This is a genomic window from Denitromonas iodatirespirans, from assembly GCF_018524365.1.
In the GTDB taxonomy this organism is placed as follows: Bacteria; Pseudomonadota; Gammaproteobacteria; order Burkholderiales; family Rhodocyclaceae; genus Nitrogeniibacter; species Nitrogeniibacter iodatirespirans.
This window is the reverse complement of record NZ_JAEKFT010000109.1, coordinates 1-994: the sequence shown is the minus strand read 5'-3', so window position 1 is coordinate 994 and position 994 is coordinate 1. Positions and strand designations below refer to the sequence as shown.

Here is a 994-nt window from a genome sequence, read left to right as displayed (position 1 = left end):
CCCCGTTTCAGGACGCACCTTGCGTGTCGGGCGCCATCAACCTTTTATGCGCGAGCACGAGGTTGGCGAGGCCGAACAGTGAGAACAATTGCGCCTCGTTCTTGGCGATCCCTCGATAGCGGGTCTTGCGATGGCTGAACAGGTTCTTCACCACATGGAAGGGATGCTCGACCTTCGCCCGAATGCTGGCCTTGAGCTTTTCAACGCGATCGAGCAGCTTGCCCATCGCATCCTTGGGCAACGCTTTGCGCTTGCCGCGCTTCATTGCAATGAGCCATTGAGCTTTGACGTGCTTCGTCTCGGGACGCTTGTCGGCACCCTGGTAACCGGCATCGCCAAAGACCATGCGCTCTTCACCATGGAGCAGTGCGCCGGTCTGACTCACGTCGCTCACATTGCCCGCGGTGCCCACCACGGTATGGACCAGCCCCGACTTCGAATCCACGCCGATGTGCGCCTTCATGCCGAAGTACCAGTTGTTCCCCTTCTTGGATTGATGCATCTCGGGGTCGCGCTTCTTGGCCTTGTTCTTCGTCGAGGGCGATGCGGCGATCAGCGTGGCATCTACGATGGTGCCCTCACGCATGATCAAGCCCTTCTCGGCCAGATGCGCATTGATCGTCTCGAAGATCCGGCGTGTCAGTTCGTGCTGCTCCAGCAGGCGGCGGAACTTGAGCAGTGTGGTGGCATCGGGCGCTGCCTCCCGCGCCAGGTCGATACCTACGAAGCGGCGGATCGCCTGGCTGTCGTACAGCGCATCCTCGATCCCTTCATCCGACAAGCCAAAACACTGTTGCGCCACGTACATGCGCAGCATGCGAGGCAGGCCAATCGGCCGACGTCCGCGACCTTCGCCTTTGGGGTAGTGCGGCTCGATCAGCGCTTCGAGCGCCGCCCACGGTGTCACCGCTTCGATCTGGGCAAGGAACCGGTCGCGGCGCGTCATCTTCTTCTTGGCCGCGTACTCAAGGTCGGAGAAGCTCGATTGCATCGG

General features: G+C 61.1%; 1 protein-coding gene. It reads right to left on the bottom strand.

Translation table 11 applies throughout. The features are described 5' to 3' along the window. Positions 1–7: 7 nt before the first annotated feature. Positions 8–991 (bottom strand): IS5 family transposase, encoded by a 984-nt coding sequence (locus tag I8J34_RS24145; RefSeq protein ID WP_214364177.1) that lies wholly within the window; start codon positions 989–991, stop codon positions 8–10. Positions 992–994 lie beyond the last annotated feature (3 nt).